The sequence below is a fragment of the Polynucleobacter arcticus genome (assembly GCF_013307205.1).
GTDB lineage: Bacteria > Pseudomonadota > Gammaproteobacteria > Burkholderiales > Burkholderiaceae > Polynucleobacter > Polynucleobacter arcticus.
On the sequence record NZ_CP028940.1, the window covers coordinates 1128325 to 1143802 of the forward strand.

The 15478-nt window shown below is 46.6% G+C and carries 15 protein-coding genes; 3 read left to right on the top strand and 12 right to left on the bottom strand.

Going from position 1 to position 15478, the window contains the following annotated elements:
• Positions 1 to 9: 9 nt before the first annotated feature.
• Genes DN92_RS05690 through scpA form a run of 8 tightly spaced genes read right to left on the bottom strand, consistent with a single transcriptional unit; the run spans position 10 to position 9179 of the window.
• Positions 10 to 582: a uracil-DNA glycosylase family protein gene (locus DN92_RS05690; RefSeq protein ID WP_217426009.1), complete on the bottom strand. Its 573-nt coding sequence runs from the start codon at positions 580 to 582 to the stop codon at positions 10 to 12.
• A gap of 2 nt (positions 583 to 584) precedes the next feature.
• Positions 585 to 1130, bottom strand: coding sequence for a GNAT family N-acetyltransferase (locus DN92_RS05695; protein WP_173960340.1), 546 nt, complete (start codon positions 1128 to 1130; stop codon positions 585 to 587).
• A complete protein-coding gene (gene tsaB / locus DN92_RS05700; protein WP_173960341.1) occupies positions 1123 to 1845 on the bottom strand; it encodes a tRNA (adenosine(37)-N6)-threonylcarbamoyltransferase complex dimerization subunit type 1 TsaB in 723 nt (240 codons plus the stop codon). The genes DN92_RS05695 and tsaB overlap by 8 nt, the downstream gene beginning before the upstream one ends.
• 19 nt (positions 1846 to 1864) lie before the next feature.
• Positions 1865 to 2329 carry a VOC family protein gene (locus DN92_RS05705; protein WP_173960342.1) on the bottom strand — a complete coding sequence of 155 codons (465 nt, stop codon included), beginning with the start codon at positions 2327 to 2329 and terminating at the stop codon, positions 1865 to 1867.
• An 8-nt stretch (positions 2330 to 2337) separates the two neighbouring features.
• Complete coding sequence (gene accC, locus DN92_RS05710; protein ID WP_173961270.1) at positions 2338 to 4362, bottom strand: acetyl-CoA carboxylase biotin carboxylase subunit; 2025 nt, start codon at positions 4360 to 4362, stop codon at positions 2338 to 2340.
• Between the two features lie 26 nt (positions 4363 to 4388).
• Positions 4389 to 5921, bottom strand: a complete 1533-nt coding sequence (locus DN92_RS05715) for an acyl-CoA carboxylase subunit beta (protein ID WP_173960343.1) — start codon at positions 5919 to 5921, stop codon at positions 4389 to 4391.
• A gap of 9 nt (positions 5922 to 5930) precedes the next feature.
• Entirely contained in the window at positions 5931 to 6956 is a 1026-nt protein-coding gene (meaB, locus tag DN92_RS05720; RefSeq protein ID WP_173960344.1) for a methylmalonyl Co-A mutase-associated GTPase MeaB, read from the bottom strand.
• 27 nt (positions 6957 to 6983) lie between these two features.
• The gene (gene scpA / locus DN92_RS05725) at positions 6984 to 9179 is read right to left on the bottom strand and encodes a methylmalonyl-CoA mutase (RefSeq protein ID WP_254598260.1); all 2196 of its coding nucleotides are present in this window, start codon (positions 9177 to 9179) and stop codon (positions 6984 to 6986) included.
• Between the two features lie 94 nt (positions 9180 to 9273).
• On the opposite strand from scpA, the gene DN92_RS05730 reads away from it, so the two are divergent.
• Positions 9274 to 9912: a GntR family transcriptional regulator gene (locus DN92_RS05730; RefSeq protein ID WP_173960345.1), complete on the top strand. Its 639-nt coding sequence runs from the start codon at positions 9274 to 9276 to the stop codon at positions 9910 to 9912.
• 93 nt (positions 9913 to 10005) lie between these two features.
• On the opposite strand, the gene DN92_RS05735 is transcribed toward DN92_RS05730, so the two are convergent.
• Together DN92_RS05735 and DN92_RS05740 are read right to left on the bottom strand one after the other, a co-directional pair.
• Positions 10006 to 10350, bottom strand: a complete 345-nt coding sequence (locus DN92_RS05735; RefSeq protein ID WP_173960346.1) for a c-type cytochrome — start codon at positions 10348 to 10350, stop codon at positions 10006 to 10008.
• A gap of 17 nt (positions 10351 to 10367) precedes the next feature.
• Positions 10368 to 10742: a c-type cytochrome gene (locus tag DN92_RS05740; protein WP_437342744.1), complete on the bottom strand. Its 375-nt coding sequence runs from the start codon at positions 10740 to 10742 to the stop codon at positions 10368 to 10370.
• A 163-nt stretch (positions 10743 to 10905) separates the two neighbouring features.
• Between DN92_RS05740 and DN92_RS05745 the strand changes: the two genes are divergently transcribed.
• Entirely contained in the window at positions 10906 to 11364 is a 459-nt protein-coding gene (locus tag DN92_RS05745; protein WP_173960347.1) for a RidA family protein, read from the top strand.
• Between the two features lie 4 nt (positions 11365 to 11368).
• Here the strand turns inward: DN92_RS05745 and DN92_RS05750 are convergent, their stop codons facing one another.
• Positions 11369 to 12019, bottom strand: coding sequence for a nucleotidyltransferase family protein (locus tag DN92_RS05750; protein ID WP_173960348.1), 651 nt, complete (start codon positions 12017 to 12019; stop codon positions 11369 to 11371).
• A 60-nt stretch (positions 12020 to 12079) separates the two neighbouring features.
• Here DN92_RS05750 and DN92_RS05755 point away from each other — a divergent pair, with 60 nt between their 5' ends.
• On the top strand, positions 12080 to 13039 hold the full coding sequence (locus tag DN92_RS05755) for an XdhC family protein (RefSeq protein ID WP_173960349.1): 960 nt from the start codon (positions 12080 to 12082) through the stop codon (positions 13037 to 13039).
• Positions 13040 to 13104: 65 nt separating this feature from the next.
• Here DN92_RS05755 and parC read toward each other — a convergent pair whose 3' ends face one another.
• Positions 13105 to 15477 carry a DNA topoisomerase IV subunit A gene (gene parC / locus DN92_RS05760; protein WP_173961273.1) on the bottom strand — a complete coding sequence of 791 codons (2373 nt, stop codon included), beginning with the start codon at positions 15475 to 15477 and terminating at the stop codon, positions 13105 to 13107.
• Position 15478 lies beyond the last annotated feature (1 nt).

Genomic DNA, 15478 nt, shown 5'->3' on the forward strand with positions numbered 1-15478 from the left:
ACTGTAGGCTTAGGTGTTTTGTAATACCGATTTGGCAAGTAATAGATCTTGCCAAAACAAGGCCTTATTCTTTGGACTTGCAAGCAGCTGATTGAATTCAAAAGTAGCAATCAGCGGTAAATCTTCAGCACCATCAGCACTCATGGCCAAGACAGTTTCTCGTAATTCAGCCAACCCATCGCGCTCACCCGATAACTTTTGTGCGGCAGGGCCACCAAAAGCTAACGCCACTATGGGCGTTCCATCTTGCGGCAATAGTTCAGGGTTGAATGTTTCCAAAGGACTTTTCCAAGTCCACTCTTGTGGGGTTAAGCCCAGCACCCGAATCGTATTCTGAAAAAGGACTTCTGCTTCACCTTGAGGCTTGCTACCAAAAAACCACCAGATTCCATAAGACACTCTTACTTTTGCTTCAGTGGTCGAAGTAGTTTCATTTGCCACCATCGTTTCATTGACAGCATTGAGTGCCTGACTACCACTTTCCTCTGCAGCAACTATCGCTTGGCTTGTATTTGGAGAAGCATCCCGTAAAGTCCACTCGGTAATACCCATCTCTTTAAGAAAAGTGGAGTTGGCAGGCATGTTCATACCTCAAGCTTAATCGATTTAGCAAAAACCCATGCATCTTCACGCAAACCACTTGCGACATCTACAGGGTAATAGTTTTTACGCGTACCAATTTGCTCATAGCCCAAGCTCTGGTAAAGCTGAAGCGCATTCATATTGCTTGGTCTAACTTCTAGGATGATCCGTGGCATGCCTTGCTGAGCGGCAACGCCTTCAATCGCATGCATCATTTTTGCGCCAATACCCAGACGACGTAGTTTTGGTGATACGGTGATGTTGAGGAGATGCAACTCATCTACTCCAGGAAACAAGATGCAATAGGCCCACAGAATCTCTGGATCCAAATAACTGCCTTTTACCGCATCAGCTAGTTGTGGTCTCACGCAATAGGCCCAATGCCCTGCAGCAAGGGAGTCGGAAAAATTACCTTTAGTCCATGGATGTATATGTGAAACCGATTCAATTGACAAAACTGCATTAAGGTCTGCAGTCGTCATCGGCAAGAAAGAAAGCTCGGATACCCCTTCTGCACCAGACTGTAATGCGCTGTTGTTATCAACCATGTTGTTGGCTGCGCTCTACAGAGGTCAGTGCAACTTTATTACGAACATAGAGGGGCTCTAGCAGATGAACATCTTGCTGCAGACCTTTGCGCCACATATCTTGTGCGCAAGCCAAAACACCTTGTGCATTAACACGAATATCGAGACCCAAGTGGCTAGCGGGAGGTGGACTCTTAATGGATGCAAACAGACGGTCTCCAAACTCCAAAATGGCATTACCGGCAAGATACTCGATATTACCCAACTCCACTAATTCCGGGCTACTTAAATGGATATCCCCCAAACGCTGCGGCACTTGATTGTGAACTGTTCGATACTTTGCCCAATAGACTTCACCCATGCGAGCATCCACAGCAATAGCGAAAGATTGGGCGCTGCTGCTAATAAATCCAGGCTCTAGTACCAATTGGTTAGCCATGGCATCCAAACTGGCTACAGGCAATACGGGTAACTTGGCAGCAGTTGCTAGACCCTGGACAACAGCAACACCCAAACGAACGCCAGTGAAAGCACCGGGACCAATGTCAACAGCAATGGCATCAAGTGAGGAGAGTTTGCTGGCGGTCTCATTGAGCAATTCTTCAACCCAAGGCAATAGGAGTTGACTAGCGCCCGCCGACACCTGGCGGTGACGGACTAACGGGCTTTCATCATCTAAAGATAAGGCCACCGAACACCATGCAGAGGAGGTGTCGATGGCCAGTATGCGGGTCAATTTAGGCTCACTTTATTGCTTATGTACTTAGACCCGCAATGATAGCTGGTGGAGCCTGAACCAGCTCTATTAATACGCCCTCACCGCAAAATGGAAATTCTTCATTTCCCTTAGGGTGCACAAAGGTGATGTCATAACCTGCCGCCCCCTTACGAATGCCACCGGGTGCAAAACGTAGACCTTGTTCTGACAGCCATTCCACAGCAATCGGAAGATCATCAACCCAGAGGCCAATATGATTTAAAGGCGTCTGATGAACAGCAGGTTTTTTGTCGACATCTAATGGCTGCATGAGATCGACTTCAATCTCATGTGCACCATGGCCAATTGCGCAAATATCTTCATCCACGTTTTCACGCTCAGATACAAAGGTACTCTTGTATTCAAAACCCAATAAATCTACCCAAAGCTTTCGAAGGCGATCCTTATCTGCACCGCCAATAGCAACCTGCTGAATACCTAATATTTTAAATGGCTTATTCACGATGCGCCTTATTCGAAACGGATAATCAATTGATCAACTGCCAGACTTTCGCCTACATTAGCGCAAACTTCAGCAACTACGCCGTCTTGAGCAGCAAGCAAAGTATTCTCCATTTTCATTGCTTCAATCGCAGCTAATTTTTGACCGGCTGTGACTGTATCACCAGCTTTGACAGCAATATTGGTTAATAGCCCGGGCATCGGTGACATCACTAATTTAGAGGTATCCGGTGGAACTTTCACCAACATGCGACGCTGTAACTCTGCGCCTAGAGGACTTAAAACCATGCATTCGTATTGCGCGCCATCTAAAATTAATGTGTATTTGACGCCATTTCGCTCGACTTGCGCCGTGACATGTTGAGCGCCATTAATAGTTGCGCGCAAACAAATCTCGCCTGGGCGCCAATTGCTAGCGATATCGTAACGACTAATATCGCCTTCTTGTTCAATATAGACAGAGTAAATACCATCTTTCAACTCAACTCGAATTGGAATCTCTTGGATATCTTCACTAGAGCCAACACGCGCACCAGTCACAACGACAAACTGTTTTGCTATTGTCATTTCATGACCAGCTAATTGACCATCAATCATCTGGATATGCTCAAGATAACGATAACGCATAAAAGCAGCGAGCGCTGCTAAGCGTCTAGGATCCGAGGGTTGTACAGAATCTTTTTTGAAACCATCCGGGTATTCTTCAGCAATAAAGCCAGTAGTGAAATCGCCAGATACGAAGCGTGGGTGTTGCAATAAAGCCGCCTGAAAAGGAATATTTGAATGAATGCCGCGAATCACGAAATCATTCAGTGCGGCACGCATCTTTTCAATTGCCTCAGTACGATCTTTGCCATGAACAATTAACTTCGCAATCATGGAGTCGTAGTACATCGGAATCTCGCCACCCTCGTAGACACCGGTATCTACACGAACGCCATCCTTCTCGGCTGGAGGTCGATATTTCACCAATCGTCCAGTCGATGGTAAGAAATTGCGAAATGGGTCATCGGCGTTAATACGGCATTCCATTGACCAGCCATTGAGTTGAATATCTTCTTGCTTAAATGCTAACTGCTCACCAGCAGCCACCCGAATCATCTGCTCTACTAGATCAAGACCCGTGATACCTTCCGTGACTGGGTGCTCTACCTGTAAACGGGTATTCATCTCCAGGAAGTAGAAGGACTTATCCTTGCCCACCACAAATTCCACAGTACCTGCAGATTGGTAATTCACAGCCTTCGCCAAAGAAACGGCTTGCTCTCCCATTGCCTTACGAGTGGCAGGATCAATAAATGGGGATGGGGCTTCTTCAATCACCTTTTGATGACGCCGTTGAATCGAGCAATCACGCTCACCCAGATACACAATGTTCCCCTTCGAGTCACCTAGCACCTGAATCTCAATATGGCGCGGACCTTCTACAAATTTCTCAATGAAGACACGGTCATCTCCAAAACTATTGAGCGCTTCAGTACGGCAAGCCGTAAATCCCTCGAAAGCCTCTTTGTCGTTAAAGGCTACCCGCAATCCCTTGCCGCCACCACCTGCAGAAGCCTTAATCATGACTGGATAACCAATGCCCTGAGCAATCTTGACAGCATCTTCTGCCTTTTCAATCGCTTCATTAAAACCAGGAATCGTATTAACCTTCGCTTCTATGGCTAATTTTTTGGAGGCAATCTTGTCGCCCATAGCTGCAATCGACTGATATTTAGGGCCGATGAAAACGATACCCTCTTCCTCGCAGCGACGGGCAAACTGTTCATTTTCAGACAGAAATCCGTACCCAGGATGAACTGCTTCAGCACCAGTATCTTTACAGGCCTGAATGATGCGATCGATCAGTAGATAGGATTCACGTGATGGTGCTGGCCCTATACACACAGCCTCATCAGCCATTTGCACATGACGCGCCTCTCTATCCGCTTCGGAATACACAGCCACCGTCTTGATGCCCATCTTCTTGGCTGTTTTCATCACACGGCAAGCAATCTCACCGCGATTCGCAATCAAAATCTTCTTAAACATTTTCGTAGTCATGATGTATCGGCGCCTTAAAGGGGAATATTGCCGTGTTTACGAGCTGGGTTAGTGAGCTCTTTATCTTTAAGCATGGCCAAGGACCGTGAGATACGCTTGCGGGTTTCATGTGGCAGGATCACATCGTCAATATAACCACGACGGCCTGCAACAAAAGGATTGGCAAACTTGGCTTTGTATTCAGCTTCACGTGCAGTGATTTTCTCGGGGTTTGACTTCTCCTCTCGGAAGATGATCTCTACAGCACCTTTCGGACCCATGACAGCAATTTCAGCTGAGGGCCAGGCAAAGTTAACATCCCCACGCAGATGCTTAGAGGCCATCACGTCATAAGCGCCTCCATATGCTTTGCGAGTAATCAATGTCACCTTCGGCACCGTGCAATCAGCATAGGCATATAGCAATTTGGCGCCGTGCTTAATAATTCCGCCGTATTCTTGCGCTGTCCCCGGCATAAAACCAGGCACATCTACCAATGTCACGACAGGAATATTGAATGCATCACAAAAACGCACAAAACGTGCAGCTTTAATGGATGCCTTGATGTCTAAGCAACCTGCCAACACTAAAGGCTGATTAGCAACAATCCCAATCGAGCGACCTTCCATACGGGCAAAGCCGATCAAAATATTTTTTGCATAGTCTGGCTGTAATTCAAAGAACTCACCATCATCGACAATCTTTTCGATCAACTCTTTCATGTCGTATGGTTGATTGGGGTTGCTTGGAACTAGGGTATCCAGTGAAAAATCAGGCTCTTCAGTACGCATCGCTCCATTGATCATGGGCGGTTTTTCACGATTAGATAATGGCAGGTAGTTAAAGAAACGACGGAGCATCATGATTGCATCCACGTCATTATCAAATGCCAAATCACAAACACCTGAGATGGTAGAGTGTGTAATAGCACCACCCAGCTCTTCTGCAGTAACATCTTCATGCGTCACAGTCTTGACCACTTCTGGTCCAGTGACAAACATATATGAGCTATCTTTAACCATGAAAATGAAGTCCGTTAGCGCTGGCGAGTAGACAGCGCCGCCAGCTGATGGCCCCATGATCAGAGAAATTTGTGGAATGACGCCAGAAGCAGTTACATTGCGCTGAAAAATTTCTGCATAGCCACCTAAAGATGCAACACCTTCTTGGATGCGTGCACCACCAGAGTCGTTCAAGCCGATGACCGGTGCACCAACTTTAATTGCTTGATCCATGATCTTGCAAATCTTCTCTGCATGGGCCTCCGAAAGAGAGCCACCCAAAACAGTAAAGTCTTGTGAGAATACAAACACTAGACGACCATTAATCATGCCGTAACCCGTCACAACGCCATCGCCAGGGACGGCTTGATCAGCCATACCAAAATCATGGCAGCGGTGTTCTACAAACATATCCCATTCTTCAAAAGTTCCCGCATCCAACAAAAGCTCAATGCGCTCACGTGCAGTGAGCTTACCCTTTGCATGTTGAGCGGCAATACGCTTTTGACCGCCACCGAGTCTGGCAAGTTCACGCTTGGCTTCAAGCTGCTGAATGATTTCTTTCATAACTATTCCTTAGAAAAATTCGTGCCCCATTGCCTCAAGTAAACGCCTTGCCGCAACTGAAGCAGCCATAGTTCCTTGATTTACTTGAGCGCTTAAATCAGGCAACAGTGCCTGAACTGCTGGGTGGTTCTGAAAAGCATTTTTAAGTCCAGCATCAATTCGATCCGACATCCAAGCGCCTGATTGTGCTTTGCGACGAGCCTGTAGGAGACCGTTTGCATTTTGTAGTTCTTGGAAACGTAGAATTTTTTCCCACAACTCTGGCAGTCCCACTCCTTCTAAAGCACTCAGAGTCATTACGGTGGGATGCCAAAACTCTTGATTGTGAGAAGCGTGTTCAGGGTTTCCCTGAAAACCCAAAAGACGAAGCGAACTCGTAATAAATAATTGCGCACGCATGGCGGCATCAGGATCGATATCCGCCTTATTGATCACAATCAGATCGGCAATTTCCATAACGCCTTTTTTAATGGCCTGAAGATCATCGCCAGCATTAGGTAATTGCATTAGCAAGAACATGTCTGTCATGCCAGCAACTGCAATCTCACTTTGCCCAACCCCGACCGTTTCTACGATCACAATGTCAAAACCAGCTGCCTCAGCAACCAACATGGCTTCACGGGTTTTTTCAGCAACACCGCCTAAGGTACAGGAAGATGGGCTTGGTCGAATGAACGCGTTATCCAAAACGGATAGCCTTTCCATACGAGTTTTATCGCCCAAAATAGACCCCCCAGATAGACTGGAAGAAGGATCGATTGCAAGCACAGCAACACGGTGGCCCTTGTTAATCAAATACAAGCCGAGGGTTTCAATCAAAGTCGATTTACCCACACCAGGGACTCCAGAAATCCCAAGACGAAACGACTTTCCGGTCTTCGGCAATAAAGCATTGAGCACGTCATCCGCACGTTTGCGGTGATCCATGCGAGTAGATTCAAGCAAAGTAATAATCTTAGCTAAAGCACGGCGCTGTAATGACGAAGGCTCGCTAGTGAGATCATTCACTAAAGTTTGGTCGACTACATTAAGCATGCGGATGCGTCCTTATTTAGTCTGCGCTTACTGTGGCTTTGTAGATTTACGAATCTGCTCTAGTACATCCTTAGCTGAAGCCGGAATCGGGGTACCGGGTCCATAAATGCCTTTGACACCAGCTTCGTACAAGAACTCGTAATCCTGTCTTGGAATAACGCCGCCAACGAAAACGATGATGTCATCGGATCCCTGTCTTTTGAGCTCCGCGATGATCGCGGGAACTAAAGTCTTGTGACCTGCTGCTAACGTAGAGACTCCAAGAGCATGAACGTCATTCTCGATCGCTTGTCGAGCACACTCCTCTGGAGTTTGAAACAAAGGACCTATGTCCACGTCAAAACCCAGATCGGCAAAGGCGGTCGCCACTACCTTGGCGCCACGATCATGGCCGTCCTGGCCTAGTTTTGCGATCATTACGCGTGGACGACGGCCGAAGTCTTTTGCAAATTCAGCGATTTCTACTTTCAATTTTTCCCAGCCTTCCGCTGAATCGTAAGCAGCTGCATACACACCAGTCACTTTTTGAGTATCGGCGCGATGGCGCCCGTAAACTTTTTCTAACGCATCAGAAACTTCACCAACCGTGGCACGTAAGCGAATGGCTTGAACAGCCAACTCTAGTAAATTGCCGGAACCATCTTCTGCAGCTTGAGTTAATGCAGCTAATGCATCCTCTACCTTATGAGTGTCGCGCTTTGCTTTGATATTTTTCAATCGGACAATTTGGCTCTCACGAACCTTATCGTTATCGATCATCAAGACATCGACTAAATCTTCTTTATCGAGCTTGTATTTATTTACCCCAACAATTACATCAGAACCAGAATCAATCTTGGCCTGCTTTTCGGCAGCAGCCGCTTCAATCTTCAGCTTAGCCCAACCACTTTCTACCGCCTTCGTCATACCACCCATAGCATCAACTTCTTGAATAATCTCCCAAGCTTTGTCAGCCATTTCTTGGGTGAGGTTTTCCATCATGTAGGAGCCGGCCCAAGGATCGATCACGCTCGTGATGTGCGTCTCTTCCTGGAGAATCAATTGGGTATTACGAGCAATGCGACTGGAGAACTCGGATGGTAAGGCAATTGCCTCATCAAATGAGTTCGTATGCAAAGACTGTGTACCACCAAACACCGCTGCCATTGCCTCTACAGTCGTACGCACAACATTGTTGTAGGGATCTTGCTCTGTTAATGACCAGCCTGATGTTTGGCAATGTGTACGTAACATTAAGGACTTTGGATTTTTAGGTTCAAATGATTTCATGATGCGCCACCACAGTAGTCGTGCTGCGCGCAACTTGGCTACTTCTAAGTAAAAGTTCATGCCAATAGCAAAGAAAAAAGAAAGGCGACCGGCAAAGCCATCGACATCTAATCCCTTGGCCAGTGCGGTTTTGACATACTCTTTACCATCCGCCAAGGTAAACGCTAATTCAAGAACTTGGTTCGCACCCGCTTCTTGCATGTGGTAACCCGAAATTGAGATCGAGTTAAATTTAGGCATATGCTTGGCGGTGTACTCAATGATGTCACCAATGATTCGAATAGAGGGCTCAGGTGGATAGATATAGGTATTACGCACCATAAACTCTTTCAGAATGTCATTCTGAATGGTCCCTGATAGCAATTCTTGTTTAACGCCCTGCTCTTCACCAGCCACAATGTAGCCTGCTAGCACAGGTAAAACTGCGCCATTCATCGTCATCGAAACAGATACTTTGTCCAATGGAATGCCATCAAACAAAATCTTCATATCTTCTACGGAATCAATTGCGACACCAGCTTTACCAACGTCACCGGTAACACGCGGATGATCAGAGTCATAACCGCGATGTGTTGCCAAGTCAAATGCTACGGAGACACCTTGGCCACCCGCATCCAGCGCTTTTCGATAAAAGGCATTCGATTCCTCCGCGGTTGAGAAACCCGCATATTGGCGAATAGTCCATGGACGCACCGAATACATCGTTGCTTGAGGTCCGCGAACAAAAGGCTCAAATCCTGGCAATGAATGTGTGTACTGAAGGCCATCGATATCTTCTGCTGTGTACAAGGCTTTTAGATGAATTCCATCCGGGGTCTGCCAGCCCAATTTATTAATATCGCCATTAGGCGCAGACTTTTGGGCAGATTTTTTCCAGTCATCCAGATTGCTATCCGGCACATTGGGCCAACTGTTTGTTGAATTCGTTGCAGGCTTTTTTCCACTCGCACTCATAAAGCGCTCCTTTGGCTTTACTACGTTGTCACTAAAAATGAACACCCATTTTGCTTGACATTTCTGAATTTGTCTAGATACTGTATACATAATTATGAATACAAAACTCATTAACAGGCCACTTTACGAAGATGTTGCCGAACGTCTGCGAGAGCAAATCTTTGCTCATGAATTAGCTCCAGGTAGCTGGTTGGATGAGCAAAGTCTGGCTTTAGCATTTGGCATTAGCCGCACACCCATGCGTGAAGCAATCAAAGTACTTGCCTCAGAGGGGCTCGTAACCACCAAAATGAATAAAGGTGCTTACGTTACTGAGGTTGAAAGGCGTGATTTAGAGCAAATCTTTACTGTTCTATCCCTCCTGGAGGGTCAGGCTGCAAAAGAAACGGCTCTCAAGGCAACTGAAGCGCAACTGACCCAGCTAGATGATCTGCACCACCGCCTAGAAAAGGCTGCAGCTGACAGAGATATGGGCCAATTTTTTGAGATTAATGTCAAATTTCATGAATTGATCCAAGAAATTGCCGGCAACCCTTGGATGAATGGAGTCATCGCTGATTTACGCAAAGTTCTTAAACTACAAAGGCGAGATTCATTAAGTAGGAATGGTCGCTTGCTAAGCTCACTAATTGAGCATCGCGAGATTCTCCAAGCCATCCTCAAAAGAGATCCTTTAGCTGCCGAAGCAGCTATGCGTAAACACCTGGCTCATGGACTGGAAGCAGCCCAGTAATCTAACCTTAGATACAGGGAGTGAAACCCCTTAAAGAACAAAGGCTTAGGTGATCAACCTAAGCCTTTCGGTAAATACTAGAGTGCTGGAATTCTATTTCTTTACTACGAAATTTCCAGGCAGTGATGCGATATAAGCAGCCATATCCTTAAGATCGGCATCGGAAAAGGGTTGGGACTGAGAGCTCATAATTGCATTATTGCGACCAAATTGAGGATTGGAATTGCCCACTTGATAGGCGCGTAAGGCATAGTAAAGATATTCTGGATATTGTCCAGCTAGCTTTGGATAAGCAGGTAGGATTGGCGCATTGAGGTTGGCACCGTGACAGGCGGCGCAATTGGCCTTCTCTACCAGAGTCTTACCTTTGTCAATGCTAGAAGCTTGAGCAAAGCCAATGCTGGAAAATAAAATAGCAGTAATCAGTGCGAATTTCATAAACGTGTCTCTAAAAATCACTTCAATGGGTTTTTGGGCGAGCTAGTGGTTTGCGCGGCGTAGTACTCACCAATATCGGCCATGTCCTGATCAGACAGGCTAGCTGCGATCGCTCGCATTGTTGGATGCTTTCTTTCGCCCTTCTTGTAAGCCGCTAAAGAACCGGCAATGTAGGCAGCGTTTTGACCGCCAATCATGGGTACTTTGTAGACCAAAGGATAGTCGGCGCGGTAATCAGGAATTGCATGGCAACCAATACAGAGCCAAACTTTGCCTTGGCCAGCTTGGGCCGAGCCCTTGACATCCTGAGCTTGAGCAGCAAAACCAACTAGAGCCAAAGCTGCGCAAAGGGTCAATTGGGAAAGAATGAGGTGTTTTTTCATAGAAATCATTGTTAACGAGTTTGATTTAAATCAACATCAAGATTATAGCGGAGACGGGTTGAGAGTCCCCATTTCAGATGCTGAAAACGCTAAAAACGCAGGAACAGTCGTATGCCCACTTTCGAAGTAAGATTTGTTAGTTACCTAAAACCCACAAACATACTGCCAAGCCATGACAAACCACATTAGCGATCGACTGAAGACCCTTGGCATTGAATTGCCACCCTCTGGGGCCCCTGCCGCCGCCTACGTGATGGCTGCCACCACTGGTAATACAGTGTTTCTTTCCGGTCATATTGCCAAGAAAGATGGCAAGCCTTGGGTTGGTAAGCTCGGTTTAAATATGGATACAGATACAGGCAAGGAAGCTGCAAAATCGATTGCGATTGACTTGATCTCCACCTTACAGAATCACTTGGGTTCATTGGATAGGGTAAAGCGCATTGTCAAGGTAATGGGCTTAGTCAACTCCACTAGTGAATATACCGAGCAACACTTGGTTGTGAATGGCTGCTCAGAATTACTCTTCGAGGTATTTGGCGATGCGGGAAAACATGCCAGAAGCGCATTTGGTGTCGCTCAAATTCCTTTGGGTGCTTGCGTTGAAATTGAACTCATTGCTGAAATTTAGAAATCTAAGGCAAGCTTAATTTGTATTTAAGGATGTCCTCTGGCGTGTCAACATCCATTACAAAAGCTGGATTTTGCGTTTCCATGATTCGCACCCTCTCAGGGTGCATATCCATATAAGCTCGACAAACCATTCCTGGTATTGTTAAAACCGCTTGCACTGCCGCTTTGGAAAATAGGACTGGGTTGCCGCGCCGTCCACCCAACATCGGTAGGATTATTTCCTCACCTGGATTGCGCCTAGAAAATGCTTCTAGTAACTCTTGAATTTCTCGAGCGCCAATCTGAGATTGGTCTGATAGCGCGACTAATAAAACGTCAAATTCACTTTGGAGTGACTCCAAACCCAAACGCACAGAGGATGCTTGGCCTTTTTCTGGGGTGATATTACGAACAGTCTTGAGTAGAAAAGTGAGAGCGGTATTGATCTTGGCTATTTCGGACTCAATCGTCTCGGCATGAAAACCTGTTACAACAAGGTATTCAACAGGGGCAAATTGTTGAATTGCAATTGAAAATCGCTCTAGGAGAGTGTGTTTATCTTTACGAAGTAAGGCTTTAGGGTGTCCACCCAAACGACTACCCTCACCGGCAGCAAGCAAAAGAACGGCAAGTCGTAACTTCGAGGTTTGAGCGGATGGGCTGGAACTTGTCATTAGAGTGATAATAATTACATTAGCAGCAAATAATAAGTATAAAAATATTTAAGACATGAAATGAATAGCACCGATTTAAGCGTATTAAAAGCCTCCGTCGATTGGCTTAAAGGCGGCCATCCCGTTGCTATTGCCACTGTAGTGCAGACTTGGGGTTCAGCCCCTAGACCTATTGGCTCTTGGCTTGCTATTAGGGGCGATGGTCAAGTGACCGGATCAGTTTCTGGTGGATGCGTCGAGGATGACTTAATTCGGCGTGTTCAAACTGAAATATTGACTAATGACTTGCCAGAGATGGTCGTCTATGGCATTAGCCAACAAGAAGCCGCTCGCTTTGGCCTGCCCTGCGGTGGGACACTGCGATTGCTAGTGGAACCAAAACCTGAGCTCGCTGTTTTAGAGGCAATCCTGGCCTCGATCTCTGAACACCAAATCACCTCACGTACGGTTGACCTACTCACTGGTAAATCTCGACTTGAATCTGGTGATCGTAATGAGGCCTTTATTTGTAATGATCACCTGATGAAAACTACTTATGGACCGCGTTGGCGCATGGTGATCATTGGCGCAGGACAGTTATCGCTTTACACGGCAGACTTTGCCCTGGCATCGGATTTTGAAGTGATCGTGATTGATCCACGTGAAGAATATGCCGAAGGGATGAATCGCGAGCATATTCAATTTATCAAAGGGATGCCCGATGATGTACTACTAGAAATTGGTGTCGATTCACATACGGCTGTGGTGGCCTTAACGCACGATCCCAAGCTGGATGACATGGCGCTGATGGAGGCTTTAAAGTCGACCGCCTTTTATGTTGGGGCGCTAGGTAGTCGAGTCAATACTCAAAAGCGCAAAGCCCGCCTAATAGACTTTGATGTTACGCAAGAGCAAGTAGAGCGACTTCATGGCCCTGTTGGCTTATTCATTGGTGCCCTCACACCACCAGAAATCGCTGTTTCAATTCTGGCAGAAGTCATTTCCGCCAAATATGGCGTACCCATACCCAAAAAGATGTGAGTGGAAAATAAAAAACCCGATCAGTTGAAGACCGGGTTTTTAAGCTCTGAAAACGATTTAGCTTCTTAATTCGCTTTTAGCTTCCCATCTTTTAATCTAGGTTCGACAAAGTGGCCTTTACGAGCACGATTACCTGCGAACGATTTCAAGGTTTTAGCATCCAGATTGAGCTCGGTTGGCTTACCAGCACGTCCAGCCCCAGAGTAGGTAGCGCCTTGGGCACTAACCGCAATTGCGGAAGCCAGCTTCTCTTTATCATCCAAGCCCATCAAGATCACACCCTTGCCACCAGTGGGCAGACGCTTGAGTTCATCCAATGGAAACACCAATAATTTAGAGCCTTCAGACAGACAAGCGACCTGCTTCATACCAGCAGTAACCTTAGCGGCCCCCAGAGGCGCATCACCGCCCGGGAATTTACTATCGATACCAACGAAGGACTTACCTGCTTTATTACGGGTAGTCATATCAGCCACATTAGCCAAGAAACCGTTTCCAGATCTGGTGGAAATCAATACCAAATCATCAGCTTGACCAGCGTAATACGCCACCATCTGCGATCCAGCAGCGAGGTTCACAAAGCTCGTTAGTGGCGAACCATCGCCTCGGGCGCCCGGCAACTCGCTTACTGGGACCGTGTAAACGCGACCATCACTGCCAAAGCCCTGTATGACATCGACAGTACGACATTCAAAGGTGCTGTAGAGGGCATCGCCTGCTTTAAAGCCGAACTGAGTTGCATCATGCTCATGGCCTTGTCGAACGCGTACCCAGCCCTTTTGAGAGACGATCACTGTAACCGGTTCATCCAATACTTTCGTCTCTGCGATAGCGCGCTTATCTTCTTGAATCAAGGTACGACGATCATCGCCAAAATCCTTCATATCAGATTCAATTTCTTTGATGATGCGTTTACGAAGAACGATATCACTCTGTAACAAGCCTTGGAGATCATCACGCTCAGACTTCAGCTCTTTAAGCTCTTGTTCAATCTTGATGCCTTCGAGACGAGCCAATTGACGCAAGCGGATATCGAGGATATCTTCTGCCTGTCGATCGCTGAGCTTGAATTCTTTAATCAGATCTACTTTAGGCTCATCGCTATTGCGAATAATCTTAATGACCTTATCAATATTCAGAAGAACAATTAAGCGCCCTTCCAAAATATGCATCCGGTCATTCACTTTTCCTAAGCGATACTGAGTACGACGTGTAACCGTACCCACCCTGAAAGAAATCCACTCAGCAATGATCTCTTTTAAACCTTTTTGACGTGGACGACCATCGGTTCCGATCATCACCAAGTTCATTGGCGCATTGGACTCTAAGGAAGTGTGGGCAAGTAATAAGTTGGCGAACTCGTTGACATCAATATTTTTACTCTTAGGCTCAAATACCAGACGAACGGCAGCGTCTTTACTAGATTCATCGCGAACGCCATCGAGCACATTCAAAATAGTCGACTTGAGATTACTCTGCTCTGGAGTCAAGGTCTTCTTACCGACTTTGACTTTAGGATTGGTGATCTCTTCAATCTCTTGTAGCACGCGCTGGGATGAAGTAGATGGGGGCAATTCATTGACAACAATCTGCCACTGACCGCGTGCCAATTCTTCAATAGACCAACGTGCGCGCACTTTCAGACTGCCACGACCAGCTTCATAAATCTGTGCAATTTCTGCCGGGGAAGAAATAATTTGGCCGCCACCTGGATAGTCTGGTCCAGGAATAATTTCAAGCAGCTCTGCAGTGCTCATCTTTGGAGACTTCATAAGTGCAATAGCAGCACTAGCGACCTCACGTAAATTATGTGAAGGGATTTCAGTTGCCATACCCACAGCAATACCGGATGCGCCGTTCAATAGAACAAACGGCAAGCGCGCTGGCAATAACTTGGGCTCCTGGAAAGAGCCGTCATAGTTCGGTGCAAAATCTACCGTACCTTCATCAATTTCACTGAGCAATAGACCAGCAATTTTTGTTAAGCGTGCTTCCGTATAACGCATGGCAGCAGCACCGTCTCCATCACGAGAACCGAAATTACCCTGACCATCAATTAGCGGGTAACGCAAAGAGAAGCTTTGCGCAAGGCGAACTAATGCGTCATAAGCCGATTGATCGCCATGAGGATGAAATTTACCTAATACATCCCCCACAACACGGGCGCTCTTAACGGGCTTTGCATCAGCTCGCAAGCCCATTTCGCTCATCGAGAACAAAATGCGGCGCTGTACTGGTTTTTGGCCATCGGATACATCAGGCAATGCGCGGCCCTTTACAACACTAATTGCGTAGTCCAAATAGGCACGCTCTGCATAGACTGCTAGCGTGAGGCTATCTTTGTCATCCTCATTCAGCTCGACTATTTTTGGATCATGTGGATCCCGAGGACCACCTACTTCTGCAGGGATTGACTCGCGGACTTCAGTAATATTCATT